Consider the following 19,419-nt stretch of genomic DNA (forward strand, 5'->3'; position numbering starts at 1 on the left):
CGGAATATAGTGTGCGCAGGGTTTCCTGTGCGCGTTGTATGCCTGAGCTGGCCTCAGCCCTATGCGGCCTTTTGGTCTGCAAGGAATTGGGGGCCGGTAGCTCAGGTGGTTAGAGCGTACGCCTGATAAGCGTAAGGTCGGAGGTTCGAGTCCTCCTCGGCCCACCATGACTTGGTCATTTAACGGGCCAGCTAATCAGGAATGGTGCGGGGCCTTAGCTCAGCTGGGAGAGCACCTGCTTTGCAAGCAGGGGGTCATCGGTTCGATCCCGATAGGCTCCACCAGTTCTGATATCCGACGAAGAAGCAACGAAATCCGGTTTTACCGGTTAGGCGGCGATTTGCGCTGCCGATCTTTGACATTGTGAATGGGTTTTTAAATCGATGCCGTGGCGGTATCGTGAGAGGCGTGGGGAAACTCGCGTCATCATGGTATCATCACAAGATCAATCAAAATTGATTATCTGGCTGAGATATCGTCCGCACCTAGTGACGACACAGGCGTTATGCAGGCCTGTTGTTGATGGTGTGGATTCTCAAGCGTGAGGTAAGAGCATTTGGTGGATGCCTTGGCATGTACAGGCGATGAAGGACGTGGCACGCTGCGATAAGCGTCGGGGAGTTGTGAGCAAACTTTGATCCGGCGATTTCCGAATGGGGAAACCCACCTTCACCATTTCTCTCGATTGGCGGTTTTACCGGTAATTGAGTGAGGTGGATAAGGTATCCCAAGCTGAATAAAATAGGCTTGGTGAAGCGAACCCGGGGAACTGAAACATCTCAGTACCTGGAGGAAAAGACATCAACCGAGATTCCGTTAGTAGTGGCGAGCGAACGCGGACCAGGCCAGTGCTTCATCTTCAACTAGCAGAACACTTTGGAAAGAGTGGCCATAGCGGGTGACAGCCCCGTATGCGAAAGCGATGGATGAAGACTCGAGTAGGGCGGGACACGTGAAATCCTGTCTGAACATGGGGGGGACCACCCTCCAAGCCTAAATACTCGTACATGACCGATAGCGAACTAGTACCGTGAGGGAAAGGTGAAAAGCACCCCGATTAGGGGAGTGAAACAGTACCTGAAACCGAATGCTTACAAGCAGTTGGAGCTCCATAGGGAGTGACAGCGTACCTCTTGCATAATGGGTCAGTGACTTAATGTACCATGCAAGCTTAAGCCGATAGGTGTAGGCGCAGCGAAAGCGAGTCTGAATAGGGCGACAGAGTATGGTGTATTAGACCCGAAACCCGGCGATCTATGCATGACCAGGTTGAAGGTGCGGTAACACGCACTGGAGGACCGAACCGGTGAATGTTGAAAAATTCTCGGATGAGTTGTGTTTAGGGGTGAAAGGCCAATCAAGCCGGGAAATAGCTGGTTCTCCGCGAAATCTATTGAGGTAGAGCGTCGGATGATTGCCGATGGGGGTAGAGCACTGGATGGGCTAGGGCGGCGCGAGCTGTACCAAACCTAACCAAACTCCGAATACCATCGAGTCTAGTCCGGCAGACAGACGGCGGGTGCTAAGGTCCGTCGTCAAAAGGGAAACAGCCCTAACCTACAGCTAAGGTCCCCAAGTCATCACTAAGTGGGAAAGCATGTGGGAATCCCAAAACAACCAGGAGGTTGGCTTAGAAGCAGCCATCCTTTAAAGAAAGCGTAACAGCTCACTGGTCTAAATAAGGGTTCCTGCGGCGAAGATGTAACGGGGCTAAAGTGATGCACCGAAGCTTAGGGTTCGTAGTTTACTACGAGCGGTAGCGGAGCGTTCCGTAAGCGAGTGAAGCGGGAGGGTAACCGACCGTGGACGTATCGGAAGTGCGAATGCTGACATGAGTAGCGACAAAGAGGGTGAGATGCCCTCTCGCCGAAAGACCAAGGGTTCCTGCGCAATGCTAATCAGCGCAGGGTGAGCCGGCCCCTAAGACGAGCCCGAAGGGGGTAGTCGATGGGAACCACGTTAATATTCGTGGGCCTGGAGATGTGTGACGGATTGCGGACGTTGTTCTTCCTTATCGGATTGGAAGGGCAGCCAAGTGGTCCCAGGAAATAGCCTCTCCGTATAGACCGTACCCGAAACCGACACAGGTGGTCAGGTAGAGTATACCAAGGCGCTTGAGAGAAGTATCCTGAAGGAACTCGGCAAATTGCCTCCGTACCTTCGGAAGAAGGAGGCCCTCTTTCTGCGCAAGCAGTAGGAGGGGGCACAGGCCAGGGGGTAGCGACTGTTTAGCAAAAACACAGGACTCTGCTAAGTCGGCTTCAAGACGACGTATAGGGTCTGACGCCTGCCCGGTGCTCGAAGGTTAAGAGGAGGAGTGCAAGCTCCGAATTGAAGCCCGAGTAAACGGCGGCCGTAACTATAACGGTCCTAAGGTAGCGAAATTCCTTGTCGGGTAAGTTCCGACCTGCACGAATGGCGTAACGACTTCCCCACTGTCTCCAGGATATGCTCAGCGAAATTGAATTCTCCGTGAAGATGCGGAGTACCCGCGGTTAGACGGAAAGACCCCGTGCACCTTTACTGCAGCTTCAGAGTGGCATTAGGAAAGAGTTGTGTAGCATAGGTGGGAGGCTTTGAAACGTTGGCGCCAGCTGACGTGGAGCCATAGGTGAAATACCACCCTGCTGTTTTCTGATGTCTAACCTCGCGCCGTTAGCCGGCGTAGGGACCCTCTGTGGCGGGTAGTTTGACTGGGGCGGTCGCCTCCTAAAGAGTAACGGAGGCGCGCGATGGTAGGCTCAGGCCGGTTGGAAACCGGCTGCAAGAGTGCAATGGCATAAGCCTGCCTGACTGCGAGACTGACGAGTCGAGCAGAGACGAAAGTCGGTCATAGTGATCCGGTGGTCCCTCGTGGAAGGGCCATCGCTCAACGGATAAAAGGTACGCCGGGGATAACAGGCTGATGATTCCCAAGAGCTCATATCGACGGAATCGTTTGGCACCTCGATGTCGGCTCATCACATCCTGGGGCTGGAGCAGGTCCCAAGGGTTTGGCTGTTCGCCAATTAAAGTGGTACGTGAGCTGGGTTCAGAACGTCGCGAGACAGTTTGGTCCCTATCTGCCGTGGGCGTCGATACTTGAAAGGAGTTGCCCCTAGTACGAGAGGACCGGGGTGAACATACCTCTGGTGTACCTGTCATCCTGCCAAGGGTGCCGCAGGGTAGCTATGTATGGACGGGATAACCGCTGAAAGCATCTAAGCGGGAAGCCTCCCTTAAGATTAGGTATCTTCGAACCGTCGTAGACCACGACGTTGATAGGCCGGGTGTGGAAGTGCGGTAACGCATGGAGCTAACCGGTCCTAATAGTTCTGTTCGCGCTTGAGAATTCCACATCATCAATGACAGTCCTGCCAGTCAGGCCGTCTTTGATGAGGACGATCCTCATCCAGATATATCTTCACCCAACAGGGTGCGCATCGATTTAAAACCGCTGATACGCCGGCTTCATTGCTTGGTGACCATGGCGTCTGTGACCCACCCGATCCCATCTCGAACTCGGCCGTGAAACCAGACTGCGCCGATGGTACTAATGCCTAAGCATTGGAAGAGTAGGTCGTCGCCAGGCATTGCAGCCGACGTCATCAGCTAAAACCCATTCACAAACACCAAAAAGCCGCTGCCGGTTCAACCGAGCGGCGGCTTTTTAGTCTCTACGCTGCGCTCAGCAGCAAAGGTGACGCGGGGTGGAGCAGTCCGGTAGCTCGTCAGGCTCATAACCTGAAGGTCGTTGGTTCAAATCCAACCCCCGCAACCAACTTTCTACTGATAACGTTGGATTATATAACCTCGCTGCTTCCAGCGGGGATACTGGTGTTGGTTGATCAAGGCACATGGGGCGCAGCTTTAGGTGGCACCAAACGTAGCCGTGCGTGGTATTGGCGGTTGATCGCGTTCGACGAAACCGGCGTCACCTTTGGCTATAAGGATGACAAGCGCGGCGGCCCGGAACGCGGGCGGATCACGACCTTTGCGACCGACGACTTTATCCGGCGCTTCCTGATCCACTGCCGCGACTTTGCCTTTCTGGGCAAATTGGCCATCCATTGGATCAAGCTCTTCTATTCAGCCATTCAGATATTCGCTTCCTGGTCTTTCAGAACCAGAAGCGTACCCCGATTACATAATTTGTGACGCTCGCATCCTCGCCGCCGGCACGGGCATAGTCGGCGCTATCGCCCAGTTTCCATTCCTGCTCGACCCCGACATAGGGCGCGAACTCGCGGGCGATCTCGTAGCGCAGGCGAATGCCCGCCTCCACCGCGTCGAAACCGGCGCCAACGCCCAGTTCGGGAATGCTCTGCGCGGACAAGCCGACCTCCATGCGCGGCTGCAGGATAAGTCGCTGGGTAATGCGCTGGTCGAGCTCTGCCTCGATACGGGCAGTCAGGTCGCCCCTATTCGACAGGAACGCCGCTGCATCCACTTCGAACAGATACGGCGCAAGCCCCTGCACGCCGATGACCGCATGGGTGCGGTTCGGACCGGTCAGGTCCTGACGGATGCCCGTTTGCACATCCCACCACGGGCCGATCGCGTGGCTCCACAGGGCCTGAACCTCAGCCGATTCCGGACTTTCGCCGAAGCTGCCTTCGCCCTCGCTCTTAAACCAGAGCTTGTCGATATCGCCGCCGTAATAGCCCTGAAGGTCCCACAGATAGCCGTCACTTCCCGCACGCGCGCGATATTCGGCCCTGTCGCCCTGCAGCCAGAACACCGGCATTCCGCTAACCGACCGCGTCACCGTCACGCGCGACGCCGCCATCGCTTCTGCCCCGACGAAAGCGTCTGCCGCATGCAGCGGACCCGAAAAGGCTTCGGGCGGCGGCGGAGAATTGGGAAGATCGTTTCCGCCCGCCATTCCAGCGTGACCCATTGCCGAATGATCCATCGCCCCATGATCCATCTGACCGTGATTCATAGAGCCGTGATCCATCTGGTCATGGCCCATGGCGCTGTGATCCACTTCCGGCTGGGGCATGGTATCATGCCCCATCGCCGAATGGTCCATGCCCGAGTGGTCCATGCCCGCGTGGTCCAAGGCTGATTGCCCGGACTGGTCTGAGCAATCCGTCACCGGCATCGCCGTGTCCGCGCCGGACGGACAGCGATCTGTTTCTGCTTGCACTTCCGCATCCGGCATAACGTGCTGATCGCCGTGATCCTGCGCCAGCGCCGCGGAGGGCAGCGCAATCAATGGCAGGGCAAGTATGGCAGCCATGCGCATCAACCTTCCTCTCCCTGCAAGGGGCGGACAGTCACGACCTGAAACATGCCATTATGCATGTGGTAGATAAGGTGGCAGTGAAACGCCCAGTCACCCGGCTCATTCGCGGTCAGGTCGAATTGCGCGCTGCCACCGGGCTGCACGATCAGAGTGTGCTTCAAAGGCTGGTGGCCATGCGGGGCGTCGTTCACCAGTTCGAAGAAATGGCCGTGAAGGTGGATCGGATGCGCCATCATGGTGTCGTTCACCAGCTTCACGCGGACCCGTTCATTGAACGCAAAGCGGATCGGATCATCGGTAACGGCAGAAAACTTCTTGCCGTCGAACGACCACATATAGCGTTCCATATTGCCGGTCAGGTGAATCTCCTTCAGCCGCGTCGGTTGACGCATGTCGCTGTTCATGCGCGCGGCAACAAGTTGCCGGTAGTTCAGCACGCGGTGTCCGACGCCGGCCAAACCGATGCCCGGATCGCCCATGCGGTCCACGGGGTTCATCGAAACCATGTCGAGACCGGGCCCGACCTTCACCTCTGGCGGAAGCAGCGAGGTATCGCGCATGGTCATGCCGCCCATGTCCATGTCCTGCATTTCCATGCCGTTCATGGCGCCGCTACCGGATTGATCCATACCACCGTGGCCCATGGCGCTATGATCCATCGCGCCATCCGCAGAGCCATGGTTCATCCCCATGTCGGCCATGGTCAGCAGCGGCGGATCGCGCAGCGGCGGGACTGCGGCGCTGGTGCCTTGCCGCGCGGTCAGCATCGCGACCCCCATGCCAGAGCGGTCCATCGCCTCTGCGACGATGGCAAAGGCGTCCGCACCGCGAGGCTCGACGATCACGTCATACGTCTCGGCATTGCCGATCTGGAATTCATCCACTTCGACCGGACGCACATCCTGACCGTCGGCGGCGACCACCTGCATCGCCACCCCCGGAATCCGCACATTGAAGAAGGTCATCGCCGAACCATTGATGAAGCGCAGCCGCACGCGTTCACCGGGGTTGAAGGCAAATTCCAGCCCGTCATCGGGGCCATGACCATTGATCAGATAGCTGTAGAGCGGCGCCGACACGTCGGAGATGTCGGTCGGCATCATGCGCATCCGCGCCCACATCCGGCGGTCTGCCCCGGACAGCTTGTAGTCGTCGCTGGCGGTGGTCTTCTGGAAATTGAACGGTGCCTCGCCCACCTTCAGCTTCTTCATCAGCGTATGCGGATGCATCGGCGACCAGTCGGACAGCATCACCACATAGTCACGGTCCACCTTATGCGCATCGCCATCGCCCGGATCGATAATAATGGGCCCGTAATGGCCCATCGGCTCCTGCATGGTGTGCGCATGCCACCAATAGGTCCCCGCCTGACGGATCGGGAATTCGTACCGGAAGCTCTCTCCCGGCCGAACTGCGGTCATCGATACACCCGGGACGCCGTCCATCAGGAAGGGCACCAGCAGCCCGTGCCAATGGATCGACGTCTCACCCGAGCTTTCGTTCAGCAGATCGACGACAAGGTTCTGCCCCTCTGTCAGTCGCAGCAGCGGACCGGGCAGGGTTCCATTCACCGTTACCGCCGGACCATGGCGTTTGCCGGTGGCGAAGGCCGCATCCCTGACCGTCATGGTGAGATGTTCACCCGACAGAACATCGCTGCCCTTGCGCGCCATCGTGCCGCCATGGTTTGCGCGGGCCCATGCAGGCACGGACTGCGCAAGTCCGATCAGGCTGGCAGCACCAGCGCTACTGGCGAGGAAGCGGCGACGTTGCAGTGAGAGTGGTTTGCGATCGGTCGTGAATGTCATAACCCGTGCTTACGCGCAGGCGGCAAACACCCCTCAGGAAAAATCGACTTTCTCGCGCAATTTTTGCCGGGCGCGATAGATACGTGTTTCGATCGTTTTCCCGGTCACGCCCAAAAGCCGGGCCGCCTCTGCCTGACTGCGTCCGTCCAAAGCGACCAGCACCAGCGCCTCGCGCAGCTTCAGTGGCAGCCTCTCGATCGCTTGCGCAGTTCGCGTCAGTAATTCACGGCCTGCCGCAGTTCGCAACTGGTCCGGATCGTCAGAGGGAACGATATAAATCGCATCGGACAAGCCAACCAGCCGTGCCACCTTGCGCCGCCTGATCCTGTCGCGACATTTGTTCAGCGTGACCGTCGTCAAGAATGGTGCGATCGGTTGTTCGGGATCGAGCCTCGCCCGTGCCATCCACGTTGACGCCAGCGCCGTCTGGACGGCGTCCTCGGCATCTTCCGCCGATCCCAGCATGCGGCGGGCGAGCACTATCAGTCGGGGCAGATGCGGCCGTACAAGCTGGCTGAAAGCGGACCTGTTGCCCTCTTTCGCCATGCCGATCAGATCACGCTCGTCCTTGTCAGGCCCGACCTGCACCGCGGGTCATTCACCGGGTTCGCTGGTCAGCGAACTTGCTACCTGCCGATCGAAGCGCAACTGCTGCTGCGGATCGAGCAAGGCTCTCATATCAAAGACATGGCGAACCGTTGCCTTTTGCAGATCACCCATGCGGTCATGAACCTCGTCAATCGCACTGACGACCTTGGGGCCATATTCATGCTCGTCTTCCATCGCCGCCGCGAGCTGCGAGTTGGCTGCGCGCAATGAAATCTCCATATCCTTGCGCTCGGCCGCGAAATTATTCTCGAGCTGATTTAATTGCGCCTTCTGCCTGTCGGTCAGGTCAAGCTCTTCATGCACAAAGTGATGGAGCGTCTGGCTTTGTCCTGTGTCGCGCAGTTCACCGGCGGCGATTGCACCCAGAACGCCGGCTGCCAGCGCCAGGGCGATGGCAAGCAAGAGCTGAAGACCGCCGAACTTCACGGTGCGACGTGCAATAGAGCAGCGGGGGACAGATCGGTCCCATCGATCAGGCGATTTCCGGCGGTTTCCGCGCGGGCAGGCGTATGCGTGGTCGAAAAGCCGGCGCCGAGCCCGACGAACATCATAACCCCCATCAACGCAAGGCGGCGGCGGCGAGCCGACATCTCTACCAACCGGTCCGCCTGCATCCAGACTCCATCCATGAAATCATCGGCTATCGCGGCTTCGTCAGAGCCACCTACACCCTTCAGGGCCATGTCCAGTCGGCTGTCTTGCATTTTGCCTCGATCCTGCTTGCTGCCCTTACTTACGCCGACACTGCGACGAACCCTCAAAAATAATTGAGGGGTGCGCAGGGCCAAAGCCTGTCCGCACCAGATCAGCCGCGTAAGTGCGGCGGCACTGCCGCACGCCTGCCGATCACGAGGCTGAGTCCGATACACAGCGCATAGGATACCCAGAATATCGCCACCAGAGGGGCCGTATTGCCGATCGCTAGCCTGCCCGCGAAACTGATCGCCAGTGCCACCGGCGCGCCGATGATGACGCCGTTCCACATTGCCCTCAGACTCGGTTCGTCAAATCCGCGGCGGCGACGTTTGCCCAGCCAGATATAGGTGCCTGTGGCGCAAACTGCCGTCAGCGCGGCCCCGAACAGCGCATAGGCGATCTTGACCCAGATGCCGCCAAAGGTGCCGAAATGCAGCTGATAGGTCGACGCGGCGGCCTGTTGGCCCCAGTCGCCATCGGACAGGCCCGCGGTGCCCTTGAAATTGCCGCTGGCGTCGAAGCTGTAATATTCACCGAAGATCAGCCGTTTATCGTGCAGCCCGACGATCTGTATGTGCTGGCCGCGTGTCAGCGGATCGTGCAGGATGGCATAGCTCGGTTCGACCTGCGGATAATGGCGGGCCATATAGCGTAAGGCCGCCGCGACATCGGGGGCAGGGGCAGGCGCGTCGTCGCCCGCCGGTTCTCCGCCGAATATGGGTTCGTAAACCGCCGCGACATCGCCGCCGTAATCACTGGCCGCAATGCCATAGGCCGTGACCGTCGCCAGCCCGATCAACGCCCCGGTCAGCGCGATGGCGACGCCGAAGGGCAGCGTCCAGACGCTTAACCGGTTATGCCAGTCGGCCAGCGCCACGCCGCCCGGGCTGCGCGCGCGCAAGCGGAACGCATCGCGGAAGATGCGTGGCAGGGCGACCACGCCCGACAGCGACAATGCCAGCATCATCACGCCCAGAATGCCGACGATGGTGATGCCGACCAGCGCGGGCAGGTTCAGCGTATAATGCAGCGCGACGAGGAAGTCGGACCATGCGATTTCCTCGGGCATGGCGATATTGCCGTCGATATCCAGATGCCATGCATCATTATCGGTAGTGATCGTCGCGCGGGGCAAATCCTCGACCGGCATATGCACGTAAAGATGCGTGGTGGGCGCATTGCCCGATGGCTGCTTCAGCGCATGTTCGACACCGTTTTGCACCGCTTCGGGCGCAATCGCGGTCATTTCGGGCACATCTGGCTGCTCGATACGCTGCAATTCGGCATAGAACACCGCGACCGTGCCTGTCAGCGAGACGAGATAGAGCAAGGCCCCCGCGATCAGCCCGATCGCGGCGTGGGCGGAAAGGGCGCGTTTGACCGTGCCCGCTTCGATGGTCCGGCTCATGCCATGACTCCTGTCAGAATTGGGGGCAGAGCGGCCAGCAGGCTGCAGGCGATCATCGCGAACTGGCGCTTGCGGCTGGCTGTCATCAGCAATGCATAGGCAAGGATCGTCCACGCCAGCGGCGCCGCGAACAGCGCCAGCACCGATGCATTGCCCTCTCCGGCGCCGCACAGCAGCGCGATCCAGCGAACGCCAAGCGCGATGGCAATGGACGCCGCCATCGACAGCACCGCCACCAGCAGAAAGGTCAGCGCCCGCCCGCCAAGGCGCAGGGGCTCATCCCCTTGCGGCAGCATGCCCGCGCGCCGGTCGGACGCGCGGCGCGCACTCGTTGCGGGCGGCGCAGCGGTCAGGCCCGCCCATGCCAGCAAGGCGCACGCCGCGCCCATCGCCCATAGCGAAGCGAACGCAATGCCCCATGCGCCCGCCGCCGCCGCGCCGCAGATCACGGCAGCGGCAAGCGATGCCCAGCCTGCCAGATTGGGCAAGGTGGCCCGCCGGGGCCGCCCCCATGACCAGCGCAGCATGACAACGCCGAGGACCGCCAGAGCACTGCCGGTCACCAGCAAGGCATCGCCGCCCATCAGAAACGATAGCTCAGCGTGCCATAGACATTGCGTTCGCTTCCCATGAAGCAATCGCCGCGTGCGAGGCATGCGGAATAATAGTCCTTGCCCAGCAGGTTGGTGGCGTTCAGCGCAAGGCTCCAGCTTTCCCAGCTGACTTCGGCGACCGCGTCGACCAGCGTAAAGGCAGGCGTGGTCAGCCCGTCGGGGAAGGCCGCGCCGTATGACTTGTTCTTGCCCACATGGCGTACGCCTGCGCCGATCCGTGCGCCGGTGCTGTCCGACAGGGCGAAATCCTTCATCGCCCATAGCGAGGCATTGAACTTGGGCACATTGTCGAGCTGCTGGCCCGTATCTTCGATCTCCGCCTCGTTATAGCTGGCGTTGGCGATCAGCAGCAGATTGCCGGGCAGGGTGGCATTGGCCTCGAACTCGACGCCTTTCGACGTCAGCGAGCCGATCTGCAACTGGCCGTTCAGGATCACGTCCGGATCGTCGGGGCTGGGCACGACCGCGGCGACGGGGCGGTTCGCTTCCTTGATGTGATAGGCCGTGGCGGTCACGATGATCTGGTCGGCCGGATGGAATTTCACCCCCGCCTCGAACTGGCGGCCCGTCTTGGGCACGAAGGGATCGCCGTAAAGGTCGGAACCGCTGATCGGCTCGAAACTCTCGGTATAGCTGAAGAATGGCGATACGCCGTCGACGACTTCTCCGATGATACCGGCGCGGAACGTGGTCGCGCCCTGATCATAGACTTCCTCGCCATAAGAGGTCGAGCGCGCCTCGTCCCTCCGGACGCCCAGCACGATCGACACGCGGTCCCACATGCGGATCTGGTCCTGCAGGTAAAAGCCGATCTGCGTCTGCTTCACATCTTCGGCAAAGCCATAAAGATAGCCCGCATCGCCGGGCATCGGGATGGTGCCGTTGAAATCCGACAGGCTGTCGTAGTCGATGGCGTAAATATCGATCAGTTCCAGCGCATAGCCGCTGTCCTTGCGCACACGGTTCCAGCTGTAATCGATACCCGCCAGCAGCGTGTGTTCGACCGCGTCGCCGGTGCGGAAATCATATTGCACATTATTGTCGGTCGAAAAGATCTCCATGCGGGCAAGGCTGCCGCTGGCGTAGTTATAGATCTGGCGCTGATCCTCGTCGATATAGGGGTTCAGCGGGTTGGAATAGCTGTTGGGATAATGGGTGAGATAGGTGAGGTCGCTGTCGATATAGCGCGCCTTGGCATTCACCGTCAGCTCCGGCGAGAATTCGTGGCTGGCGATGATCGTGCCCTGCAGCAGGCGCCCGTCATAGCGGTCCCATCCGGGTTTTCCGATAAACAGATCACTATCCAGCTGGCCGTTGGGGTTGGGCAGGATGGTGCCGACCAGCGGCAGGAACTGCGAAGTCGAACCGCCATCATCCTCTTGATACAGGCCGATCAGCGTGATCTGCGTGGTGTCGGCCGGTGCGAAGGTGACGGAGGGGGAGAACATCACGCGGTCGTCGGGCACATGATCGGTCTGCGATCCTGAATCGCGCACCCGCGCCACGACGCGCGCCGCCAGCGTGTCGGTGACGGGGCCGGTGATGTCGGCCAGTGCTTCCTTGCGATCGAAAGAGCCATAGCGCAGCGAGAATTCGCCGCCGGTTTCGAATTGCGGTGTCTTGGACACCATATTGACGATGCCGCCCAGCGAACCCTGTCCGAACAGGACCGACGCTGGGCCGCGCACCAGTTCGATGCGGTCGAAATTATACGGATCGGCCCGGATGCTGGCGTAATAGCTGAAGATATCGCGCATGCCGTCGCGGAATTGCAGCGCGCTGATCCCGCGCACCAGCGCCCCGTCGACGCGGCTGTCGGGGCCATAGGGATTGGCGGTCACGCCCGCGACATAGTTCAGCGTATCGCTGACCGACACCGCGCCCTGCGCCTCGAACACCTCGTCATCGATGATGGTCACGGGCTGCGGAACCTCGATCACCGGCGTGTCGGTCTTCGTCGCCGATGCGCTTTCCTGCATCATGCCGGACACGACGATATCGCGCGGCTGTTCTGCCGCTGCGGCACCGTCGGTGGCCACGACGTCATTGGCAAAGGCGGTCACCGGCACAAGCATGGTGGCCGACAGGATCGAGTATTTCAGCAGTCGCATGGGGTCCCCTTCGTTTGATGCAACTCCCGTTAATGAGATGCATTCTCATTTGCAAGAAAGTATTCTGCTTTCGGGATACGATAGGGGGCGTTGTTGTGCGCTCCGGTGTTCGACCGAATGCGATCTTGCGCCGCATCGCGATCCGGTGAATGCGCGCAATATGCGAATCCCGTCTTTCCTGATGGCCCGTCTGCTTGCGCTGTTGGCGCTGGCCATGGCGGCTGCGGCACCCGCGCAAGCGGGGCAGCCGATTGCCTTTGCCGGAACGGGTGAGCACGGCGCGACTGCGGGCGGACCGCTGGAATTGCACAAGGCGGTCATGCCCGCCGTGCAAAATGCGTTGCGGGCCGACGATTTCAAAAAGGGCGGTGGCGGCAAGGCGCCCGTGCCGTTCCATACCGGCTCTGTATCTGCCGATGCGGATGCGGACGGGCTAAGCCTCTGGTCCCCATCGCAGGCAGGCGATCTGCGCCAGTCCGCCGCGCGGGCCAACCGGGCACGGGGGCCACCGCGCATCTGATCGAACGGGCCCGCACGGTCGGGCCATGATCTCAACCGTTCATCAGGTGAAATATGACCGACGAAACAACACGCCAACCGGCGTGCATAATGCTGCGCGCGGAAATAGCCGCGATCCTTGCCTGTTACCCCGATCTCACCGACGCCGAGCTACAGCGCGTGCTGCGCTGGTTCCGCAAGGAAGCCACTGCCATGGATGTCGCCATGCTGTCCTGCGAAGAGGACATCGCCCCGCAATATCGCCAGTTCCGCAGCGACCACATCGACCGCTTCGGATTGCGGGATCTGCGCAACGCGGCGGTCTTTCTGGGCGTAGTCGCCGGAATACCGCTTGCGTGTTTCCTGTTGTGGGGAAGCGGTTTCGGCTGACGGGAATGGAACGGCGTGCCCTTTCATGGGAAGGAGTACGGGCGCGCCGTTCCCGCGACCGACGGCCCAATGCCTGTCGCATCGTCCAGACCGGCCGATAGCTCTCCCGCCGGCTATCGCAGCAAGGGTGAGCGCCTTTGCACGACGGGGCGAAGCGAAAAGCTGGACTTGATGTGATTGATGTCGGGAATTTGCGCGATGCGGTCGACCACGGTTTGATAATGGGGCAGATCGTTCACGACGATGCGAACCAGATAATCGGCATCTCCGGTCATCAGATAGCATTCCATGACTTCGGGCAATTCCAGGATCGAACGGTCGAATGTCATCAGCGTGTCGCTTGCCTGGCGGCCAAGCGAAATGGATACAAAAACACTCATGTGTCCGCCCAGTTTCGGTTCGCTCAAACGGGCCTCGTACCCCTCGATATAGCCGTCAGCCTCCAGCCTGCGCACGCGGCGTAATGTCGGCGTCAGCGAAAGGCCGATGCGGTCGCCCAGTTCGCGCCAGCTGACGCGGCCTTGCTCGGCCAGAACGCTCAATATTTTCCGGTCGAACGAATCAATGTCCTGCATGGCAGCATGACTGCGGCAGCATGGCCTCTGCCGCTAGTCGTTTTGCGCCAGGGATGGGCCTGAAAGGCGCGCAATCATACTATCAAACGGCCCGATGTGACCAAAAATTGGCAAGATTTTTCAAAGGGTTTTGCATACATTTCAGGTCACTCGGAAGGGGCGGGCTCTACCGAAGGAATGTCGAAACACTCCGCCTGTCGATCAATTCGCCAGCCGGACAGAGCAATTCATATTTCGATCTACCAAGAGCTGCCGGTGCCGCCGCGCAATCGGCGCGCCGGTCAATACCAGAAGCAAGGTCCGGAATACCGGATCTGCAAACGGGGAAGGTTCTGCGGAGGGATGCCAGAGGTCGGCGCGGGAAGCGCCGGTTCGGTAAGGGGAACCTGTTACATGTTGAATTTTGATATGCGCTGCAGCCTGCGGCGCTCTGCACTTCTCGCCGGTTGCATCCTGTTTGCGGCACCTGCCCTTGCACAGGACGGCACCGGCGCTTCGGTTGCCGATGGCGACATGCACGACGACGGCGCGATCGTCGTAACCGCGCTGAAGCGGTCGACCACCGTGCAGGAAACGCCGCTCGCCATCACCGCTGTAACGGGCGAGACGCTGGCCGATGCCAATGTCACCGACGTCTTCCAGCTGAACCGCGTGGCCCCGGGCCTGCGCATTTCCGAAGGCGGCAATGGCGGTGCGCGCATCACCCTGCGCAATATCAACGCATCGGGCGAGCCGGTCGTCGGCCTCTATTACGACGATACGCCGCTGATCAGCCCGGTGGGCGTGAACAATTCGGCCGGTTCGGCCAATCCCGACGTGCGCCTGTTCGACGTCGAACGGATCGAGGTTCTGCGCGGCCCGCAGGGTACGCTTTACGGTTCGGCATCGATGGCCGGTACCGTGCGGCTGATCTATGCCAAGCCCGATCTGAACGAATATGAAGGCGCGGCGCAGCTGATGGGCACCACCGTCGACGGCGGCGGACTTGGCGGCGAAGTCTATGGCATGGTCAATGCGCCGATCGTATCGGATGTGCTGGGCGTGCGCGTCGTGGGCTTCTATCGCGAGCGTGATGGCTGGATCGACAATTCGTGGCGCGATCTGAAGAACATCAACGATTACGAAAGCTATGGCGGCCGCGTCATGCTGCGTTTCCAGCCGACCGACGATCTGACCATCGACGGCATGGCCTATATCCAGCGCTATAGCGGCTTTGTGAACAATTTCCTGTGGGGTCAGGACAATGAAGTCGTCTCGCCCGCCTATGACGCGGCATGGCTGTCCCTGCACGAGAATGCCGACGACCTCGACCTGTTCACGCTGAGCGGCGAGTATGATTTCGGGTTCGCCACGCTGTCGGGCACGGTCTCGCACCAGAAACGCTATCTCGACTACACATCGGATTCGAGCAATTTCTTCATCGCCCAGCAGTCGAACGCCAGCCGCTGCGCCACCTATATCGGCGTGGAAAGCTGCGATGCCGACCAGCTCGAGGACTATCGCACCTTCGCCCTGTCGCAGAGCCCGTCGGCGGCCTATTCGCAGCAGACGACCGAGGCCGATACGCAGGAAATCCGCCTTTCGTCGAACGGCGACGGACGTCTCGACTGGACGGTGGGCCTGTTCCACTCCAAGCGCGACGGCGACATCTATTCGAATGTCGTGCTGGTCGACGAGCAGACCGGCCGCGTCATCAAGCCCTTGTCGACAGAGCCGCGCATGGCCAATGGCGAGGTGGTCGCACCGGCATCGGTGATTTTCCGCCGCCAGATCCTCGACACGCTGGAGCAGACCGCCGCCTATGGCGAAGGCAGCTTCGAAGTGATCGACGGGCTGAACCTGACCGCCGGTGCGCGCTGGTACAAATTCGACCGTGAAGTGACCGGCGAGGCGATGATCGGCAATATCATCATCGGCGCGGTGCAGGGCGAGGCCGATACGGCCGAAGCCGGCGACAAGGGGTGGGTGTTCAAGTTCGGCGCCGATTACCAGGTCAATCCCGACCTGATGATCTATGCCTCGGCATCGGAAGGCTTCCGTCCGGGCGGCGTCAACCAGGTCATCGGCCTTCCTGCCGAACTGGGGCCCTATGCCTCGGACAGCCTGTGGAGCTATGAGATCGGCGTGAAGTCGCAATTGTTCGACCGCATGCTCACGCTGAATTTCGACGTGTACCAGATCGACTGGTCCGACATTCAGGTCAGCGGTCAGGCCGATGCACAATCGACCGGTTCGACCTTCAGCTTCATTTCCAACGCCGGCGCGGCCCGTGTCCGCGGGGTAGAGGTCGAGGCGAACCTCAACCCGCTGCCCGGTCTGAACATCAGGGGCAACCTGACCTATGCCGATGCCAAGCTGGTCGAGGATCAGGTCACCGACGTGTTCTCTGCGAGCGGCAAGGCAGGCGATCCGATCACGGGCGTGCCCGAATGGACATGGCAGCTGGGTGCGGAATATGTGAAGCCGCTCAGCGATACGATGGACGGCCTTGTCCGGCTGGATGCGGCGCATACGGGCGGCATCTGGACATCGTTCGATTACGACAATCCCTACCGCTATTACCTGCCTGCCTATACCGAACTGAGCGGCCGCATCGGCGTCGAGCAGATCGAGGGCGACTGGGGCGCCTATCTGTTCGTCAACAACATGCTGAACGAAATGGCGCTGACCAGCAAGGGAAGCGGCACTCTGTTCGGCTCGGGCGCGGTGCGCGGCATGGGCCTTACGCCAAGGACGATCGGTATCGAACTGCGCAAGCGTTTCTGATCGACCGTCCCTGAACAGCCGGGCGGGGTTTCCCTCATTCTCCCCGTCCGGCACACCCCGGAGCTTTGTACATGTTCACTCGCAATGCGCTGAAACAGGGGCTTGCACTCGCGGCGATCCTGTCCGCGACACCGGCCCTTGCCGACGATTACGCGATCCATGCGGGCCGCATGATCGACGGTCATACCCAAAAGGTCAGGACCAATGTCACCATCATCGTCGACGATGACCGGATCGCCGCGATCGAGGACGGTTTCACCACGCCCGAGGGGTTCGAGGTGATCGATCTGTCATCCTCGACCGTGCTGCCGGGGATGTTCGACGTGCATTCGCATGTGACCGGCGGCCTGCGTTCGCGCAACCGCATGGCGGTGCTGCCCGAACGCATCGCGATCCAGACCGCCGCCAATATGCGCGCGATCCTGATGTCGGGCTTTACCTATGTGCGCGATGTTTCGGGCAATATCGACGTGCTGAAAGCGACGCAGGAATCGATCGATTCGGGTATAATTCCGGGGCCGCGCATGAAATTCACCGGCTATTCGCTGACGCCCACGGGCGGTCCGGCGGATTTTTCGAAGGCGATGGACCCGAACTGGGTGCGGCTGGACGGAGCCGATACGTCGAATATCGTCAACAGCCCCGACGAAGCGATCAAGGCGGTGCGCGAACGGCGCCAGCGCGGGGCCGAAGCGATCAAGATCAATGCCAGTGGCGGCGTTGCGTCGACCGGCGTCGACGTCAACCGCCAGGTTCTGGCCGAGGACGAGCTGGAAGCGATCGTCGATACGGCCCATTCGCTGAACATGACGGTCGCCGCCCATGCCCACGGCCACACGGGCATTCGCGCCTCGTTGCTGGCGGGTGTCGATTCCATCGAACACGGCACCTATTCGGACGAGGGCGACTATAAGATCATGAAGGAAAAGGGCGTCTATATGGTGCCCACGCTGTATGCCGCGAACGAGATCCGCGAGCAGGCGATCAACAATCCCGATAATTTCCCGCCCGACGTGCGCGACAAGGCGATCAATGTGACGCCGCAGATGTCAGGCAATCTGACCCGCGCCTATCGCTATGGTGTGAAGATCGCGCTGGGCACCGACCAGCTTGGGTACAAGCCACTGGGCGATAGCGCGATGGAATTCGTCTATATGACCGAAGCGGGGATGACCCCGATGGATGCCATCATCGCTGCCACCGGCAATGCCGCAGACCTGCTGGGCGCGGACGATCTGGGGCGGCTGAAAACGGGCAAGCTGGCCGATATCGTCGCCGTTGCGGGCGATCCGCTGGCGGACATCACCGAATTGCAACGCGTCCGCTTTGTGATGAAGGGCGGCCATGTCTATAAAACCGGCGGCGCGCCGGTGATCGAGGATTGAGGCGCATGATGGGCAAAACACGCAAAACATCGGCTCTGCTTGCGGCTTCGCTGCTGGCGCTGTCGGCCGGTCCCGCCCTGGCGCAGGACAAGGTGATCCATGCCGGAACGCTGATCGACGGGATCAGCCGCCAGACGCGCAGCAATGTCTCTATCCTGATCGACGGGGACCGGATCATGTCGGTCGTCGACGGGTTCCAGAGCCCCGAAGGCGTGGCAATCATCGATCTGTCCGGTTCGACCGTGCTGCCGGGCTTTATCGATTGCCACGACCATATCACCGGCGGCGATGCACGCCGCGACCGTATGGGCGGCACTGCCGAAAAGCAGGTGTTCGAAAGCATGCGCAACATGCGCGCCACGCTGGCGGGCGGTTTCACCACCATCCGCGACGTGGGCGGCAATATCGACGTTCTCCGCGCGTTGAAGCAGGGCTTCGACGACGGGCAGGTCATCGGTCCGCGGCTGTTCGTTGCGGGATATTCCATCGTGCCCACGGGCGGTCATGGCGATCCGTTCAACCGGCTCGATTCCGGATGGAGCCGCAGCGACGATTCGCTGACCCTGCCGGTCATCTCTGGTGTTTACGAGGCGCGCAAGGCGGTCCGCACGATGCAGAAACGCGGCGCCGATCTGATCAAGATTACCGTCACCGGCGGCGTCGCCAGCACCAATACCGACGTGAATATCCAGACCATGAGCGATCCCGAGATTACCTCGGTGGTCGATACCGCCCATATGCTGGGCATGAAGGTCGCGGCCCACGCGCATGGCAAGCCGGGCATCGACGCAGCCGTGCGCGACGGCGTCGATTCCATCGAACACGGCACCTATTCCGATGCCGAGACCTACCGGCTTATGAAGGAACACGGCACATTCATGGTGCCGACCCTGTTCGCCGGTCTGGAAATCGCCGAGGAAACCCGCAAGAACCCCGACCGCTTCTCTCCCGATGTGGTGTGGAAGGCGCAGAACGTGACGCCGACCATGAAGGCCAATGCCGTCAACGCATGGGAGGCAGGGGTGAAGATCGCGCTGGGCACCGACCAGCTCGGCTATCGCCCGCATGGCGAGAATGCGTTCGAGTTCCAGTATATGGTCGAGGCTGGAATCCCGGCGATGGATGCGATTATCGCGGGCACGTCCAATGCCGCCGAACTGCTGGGTGCCGAAGAGGATGTCGGCGCGATCCGTGCGGGCCGTTTTGCCGATATTGTCGCGGTCGACGGTAACCCGCTGACCGATATTACCGTGCTTCACACTGTGGGCTTCGTCATGCAGGGGGGCACGGTCTTCAAGCAGGACGGCCATATGACGGTGGCGAAATGAC

15 protein-coding genes, 3 tRNA genes and 2 rRNA genes are annotated in these 19,419 nt (G+C 60.5%); 11 read left to right on the forward strand and 9 right to left on the reverse strand.

What is annotated here, in order from left to right:
* Nucleotides 1-90: 90 nt before the first annotated feature.
* The 6 genes from LOZ74_RS04755 to LOZ74_RS04780 all read left to right on the forward strand — a co-directional run bounded on the left by LOZ74_RS04755 (nucleotide 91) and on the right by LOZ74_RS04780 (nucleotide 4,137).
* Nucleotides 91-167: transfer RNA gene (locus LOZ74_RS04755), tRNA-Ile, on the forward strand.
* Between the two features lie 41 nt (nucleotides 168-208).
* Nucleotides 209-284, forward strand: a tRNA-Ala gene (locus tag LOZ74_RS04760).
* A gap of 252 nt (nucleotides 285-536) precedes the next feature.
* A 23S ribosomal RNA gene (locus LOZ74_RS04765) occupies nucleotides 537-3,329 on the forward strand.
* A 127-nt stretch (nucleotides 3,330-3,456) separates the two neighbouring features.
* Nucleotides 3,457-3,571 (forward strand): 5S ribosomal RNA (gene rrf, locus LOZ74_RS04770).
* Between the two features lie 112 nt (nucleotides 3,572-3,683).
* Nucleotides 3,684-3,760: transfer RNA gene (locus LOZ74_RS04775), tRNA-Met, on the forward strand.
* A 17-nt stretch (nucleotides 3,761-3,777) separates the two neighbouring features.
* Entirely contained in the window at nucleotides 3,778-4,137 is a 360-nt protein-coding gene (locus tag LOZ74_RS04780; protein WP_230293123.1) for a transposase, read from the forward strand.
* Here LOZ74_RS04780 and LOZ74_RS04785 read toward each other — a convergent pair.
* The 8 genes from LOZ74_RS04785 to LOZ74_RS04820 all read right to left on the reverse strand — a co-directional run bounded on the left by LOZ74_RS04785 (nucleotide 4,100) and on the right by LOZ74_RS04820 (nucleotide 12,476).
* Nucleotides 4,100-5,224 carry a copper resistance protein B gene (locus tag LOZ74_RS04785; RefSeq protein ID WP_230292864.1) on the reverse strand — a complete coding sequence of 375 codons (1,125 nt, stop codon included), beginning with the start codon at nucleotides 5,222-5,224 and terminating at the stop codon, nucleotides 4,100-4,102. The two genes, LOZ74_RS04780 and LOZ74_RS04785, sit on opposite strands and share 38 nt — an antisense overlap.
* Before the next feature lie 5 nt (nucleotides 5,225-5,229).
* The gene (locus tag LOZ74_RS04790) at nucleotides 5,230-7,038 is read right to left on the reverse strand and encodes a copper resistance system multicopper oxidase (RefSeq protein WP_230293124.1); all 1,809 of its coding nucleotides are present in this window, start codon (nucleotides 7,036-7,038) and stop codon (nucleotides 5,230-5,232) included.
* A gap of 33 nt (nucleotides 7,039-7,071) precedes the next feature.
* Nucleotides 7,072-7,626, reverse strand: a complete 555-nt coding sequence (locus tag LOZ74_RS04795) for an RNA polymerase sigma factor (protein ID WP_230293125.1) — start codon at nucleotides 7,624-7,626, stop codon at nucleotides 7,072-7,074.
* A 6-nt stretch (nucleotides 7,627-7,632) separates the two neighbouring features.
* A complete protein-coding gene (locus LOZ74_RS04800; protein ID WP_230293126.1) occupies nucleotides 7,633-8,073 on the reverse strand; it encodes a periplasmic heavy metal sensor in 441 nt (146 codons plus the stop codon).
* Entirely contained in the window at nucleotides 8,070-8,351 is a 282-nt protein-coding gene (locus LOZ74_RS04805; RefSeq protein WP_230293127.1) for a hypothetical protein, read from the reverse strand. Before LOZ74_RS04805 ends, LOZ74_RS04800 begins: the two co-directional genes overlap by 4 nt.
* A gap of 101 nt (nucleotides 8,352-8,452) precedes the next feature.
* Nucleotides 8,453-9,751: a PepSY domain-containing protein gene (locus tag LOZ74_RS04810; protein ID WP_230293128.1), complete on the reverse strand. Its 1,299-nt coding sequence runs from the start codon at nucleotides 9,749-9,751 to the stop codon at nucleotides 8,453-8,455.
* Nucleotides 9,748-10,335 (reverse strand): hypothetical protein, encoded by a 588-nt coding sequence (locus tag LOZ74_RS04815; protein WP_230293129.1) that lies wholly within the window; start codon nucleotides 10,333-10,335, stop codon nucleotides 9,748-9,750. Before LOZ74_RS04815 ends, LOZ74_RS04810 begins: the two co-directional genes overlap by 4 nt.
* A complete protein-coding gene (locus LOZ74_RS04820; RefSeq protein ID WP_230293130.1) occupies nucleotides 10,335-12,476 on the reverse strand; it encodes a TonB-dependent siderophore receptor in 2,142 nt (713 codons plus the stop codon). Before LOZ74_RS04820 ends, LOZ74_RS04815 begins: the two co-directional genes overlap by 1 nt.
* Nucleotides 12,477-12,657: 181 nt before the next feature.
* On the opposite strand from LOZ74_RS04820, the gene LOZ74_RS04825 reads away from it, so the two are divergent.
* Together LOZ74_RS04825 and LOZ74_RS04830 are read left to right on the forward strand one after the other, a co-directional pair.
* A complete protein-coding gene (locus tag LOZ74_RS04825; protein WP_230293131.1) occupies nucleotides 12,658-12,996 on the forward strand; it encodes a hypothetical protein in 339 nt (112 codons plus the stop codon).
* A 53-nt stretch (nucleotides 12,997-13,049) separates the two neighbouring features.
* Complete coding sequence (locus tag LOZ74_RS04830; RefSeq protein ID WP_230293132.1) at nucleotides 13,050-13,364, forward strand: hypothetical protein; 315 nt, start codon at nucleotides 13,050-13,052, stop codon at nucleotides 13,362-13,364.
* Between the two features lie 113 nt (nucleotides 13,365-13,477).
* Here LOZ74_RS04830 and LOZ74_RS04835 read toward each other — a convergent pair whose 3' ends face one another.
* Nucleotides 13,478-13,939 carry an Lrp/AsnC family transcriptional regulator gene (locus LOZ74_RS04835; RefSeq protein WP_230293133.1) on the reverse strand — a complete coding sequence of 154 codons (462 nt, stop codon included), beginning with the start codon at nucleotides 13,937-13,939 and terminating at the stop codon, nucleotides 13,478-13,480.
* 393 nt (nucleotides 13,940-14,332) lie between these two features.
* On the opposite strand from LOZ74_RS04835, the gene LOZ74_RS04840 reads away from it, so the two are divergent.
* The 3 genes from LOZ74_RS04840 to LOZ74_RS04850 all read left to right on the forward strand — a co-directional run bounded on the left by LOZ74_RS04840 (nucleotide 14,333) and on the right by LOZ74_RS04850 (nucleotide 19,418).
* A complete protein-coding gene (locus LOZ74_RS04840) occupies nucleotides 14,333-16,705 on the forward strand; it encodes a TonB-dependent receptor (protein ID WP_230293134.1) in 2,373 nt (790 codons plus the stop codon).
* Between the two features lie 71 nt (nucleotides 16,706-16,776).
* A complete protein-coding gene (locus tag LOZ74_RS04845) occupies nucleotides 16,777-18,090 on the forward strand; it encodes an amidohydrolase family protein (RefSeq protein ID WP_230293135.1) in 1,314 nt (437 codons plus the stop codon).
* A 5-nt stretch (nucleotides 18,091-18,095) separates the two neighbouring features.
* Nucleotides 18,096-19,418 carry an amidohydrolase family protein gene (locus LOZ74_RS04850; RefSeq protein ID WP_230293136.1) on the forward strand — a complete coding sequence of 441 codons (1,323 nt, stop codon included), beginning with the start codon at nucleotides 18,096-18,098 and terminating at the stop codon, nucleotides 19,416-19,418.
* Nucleotide 19,419 lies beyond the last annotated feature (1 nt).

The organism is Croceicoccus sp. Ery5, from assembly GCF_020985325.1.
In the GTDB taxonomy this organism is placed as follows: domain Bacteria; phylum Pseudomonadota; class Alphaproteobacteria; order Sphingomonadales; family Sphingomonadaceae; genus Croceicoccus.

What these genes read in the sequence shown, in the direction of transcription:
- LOZ74_RS04785 (WP_230292864.1), bottom strand. Translation starts at nt 5,224, where the DNA reads ATGGCTGCCATACTTGCCCTGCCATTGATTGCGCTGCCCTCCGCGGCG.
- LOZ74_RS04790 (WP_230293124.1), bottom strand. Translation starts at nt 7,038, where the DNA reads ATGACATTCACGACCGATCGCAAACCACTCTCACTGCAACGTCGCCGC.
- LOZ74_RS04805 (WP_230293127.1), bottom strand. Translation starts at nt 8,351, where the DNA reads ATGCAAGACAGCCGACTGGACATGGCCCTGAAGGGTGTAGGTGGCTCT.
- LOZ74_RS04810 (WP_230293128.1), bottom strand. Translation starts at nt 9,751, where the DNA reads ATGAGCCGGACCATCGAAGCGGGCACGGTCAAACGCGCCCTTTCCGCC.
- LOZ74_RS04815 (WP_230293129.1), bottom strand. Translation starts at nt 10,335, where the DNA reads ATGGGCGGCGATGCCTTGCTGGTGACCGGCAGTGCTCTGGCGGTCCTC.
- LOZ74_RS04820 (WP_230293130.1), bottom strand. Translation starts at nt 12,476, where the DNA reads ATGCGACTGCTGAAATACTCGATCCTGTCGGCCACCATGCTTGTGCCG.
- LOZ74_RS04825 (WP_230293131.1), top strand. Translation starts at nt 12,658, where the DNA reads ATGGCCCGTCTGCTTGCGCTGTTGGCGCTGGCCATGGCGGCTGCGGCA.
- LOZ74_RS04830 (WP_230293132.1), top strand. Translation starts at nt 13,050, where the DNA reads ATGACCGACGAAACAACACGCCAACCGGCGTGCATAATGCTGCGCGCG.
- LOZ74_RS04835 (WP_230293133.1), bottom strand. Translation starts at nt 13,939, where the DNA reads ATGCAGGACATTGATTCGTTCGACCGGAAAATATTGAGCGTTCTGGCC.
- LOZ74_RS04840 (WP_230293134.1), top strand. Translation starts at nt 14,333, where the DNA reads ATGTTGAATTTTGATATGCGCTGCAGCCTGCGGCGCTCTGCACTTCTC.
- LOZ74_RS04845 (WP_230293135.1), top strand. Translation starts at nt 16,777, where the DNA reads ATGTTCACTCGCAATGCGCTGAAACAGGGGCTTGCACTCGCGGCGATC.
- LOZ74_RS04850 (WP_230293136.1), top strand. Translation starts at nt 18,096, where the DNA reads ATGATGGGCAAAACACGCAAAACATCGGCTCTGCTTGCGGCTTCGCTG.